The sequence below is a fragment of the Gluconobacter sp. GP1 genome (genome assembly GCF_032913585.1).
Classification (GTDB): domain Bacteria; phylum Pseudomonadota; class Alphaproteobacteria; order Acetobacterales; family Acetobacteraceae; genus Gluconobacter; species Gluconobacter cerinus.
In genome coordinates this window covers 1-823 of the sequence record NZ_JASGXC010000046.1, presented here as the reverse complement: position 1 = coordinate 823, position 823 = coordinate 1, and the positions used below count along the sequence as shown (strand labels likewise).

Below are 823 nucleotides of genomic sequence, written 5' to 3'. Positions count from 1 at the left end.
GCCCCTCTCTCAATCGCGCGCCATCACTGGCGGCGGCATGCGTTGTTTTCCATTTCCGGATGAACCGGTATTTCCGATCGATGGAAACATGCGATTTATAGCCAAAGAACGGGATGGCGAGATCGCTGGAGGGCATGGTTCCATCATCCTGCCGCTTCGCCTTCGTGAACTTCAGTGTCCAGCGCGCATGACGATCCTTGTGCGACAGCTTTGCGGGTTTGTCCTGCCAGTCTTCAGGAATACGTCCTTCCCGAAGATCGGCTTTCTCTGCGTTGGTGTTCCGCTGCTTTGGAGCAGCTACCAGTGTGGCATCCAGGATCTGGCCTGACATCGGTAAATACCCGGCGTTGCGCAGGGTCGCATCAAAGCGGTTGAACAGCCCTTCGATCGCACCCGCCTGGGTCAGACGCTCGCGGAACAGCCAGACCGTTTTGGCATCCGGCACCCGATCCGAAAGTCCCAGACCAAGGAAACGCATAAAGGAGAGGCGATCGTTGATCAGATATTCCGTCCGCTCATCAGACAAATTGTTGAGCGTCTGGATCACCAGAATTTTGAACATCAGCACCGGATCAAATGGCGGTCGTCCGCCTTTGCTTCCGTCAGAATACGCCAGAGCCTTCTCCAGGTCAGGGCGGAAGACTTCAAAATCCACAGTCCGGGAAAATGCTTCGAGCTGATCACCAAGCCCGCTCAAGCGGGCAAGCCGTTCTTCAACATCAAAGAAACCCGGCTGCTTCATCTTTCATCATCCCCAATCAACTAAGGGGAAATGGAATCACAGAGCAGACCTCAATACCAGGGGGTTTTTCGAACCCTCCAC

At 54.8% G+C, this 823-nt stretch carries 1 protein-coding gene; it reads right to left on the bottom strand.

Annotation, left to right across the window (positions count from 1 at the left end):
- Window positions 1-742 (bottom strand): IS5 family transposase (locus R5H23_RS16840; RefSeq protein ID WP_317216129.1); only part of this gene is annotated, 742 nt, incomplete at its 3' end.
- Between the last annotated feature and the right edge of the window lie 81 nt (window positions 743-823).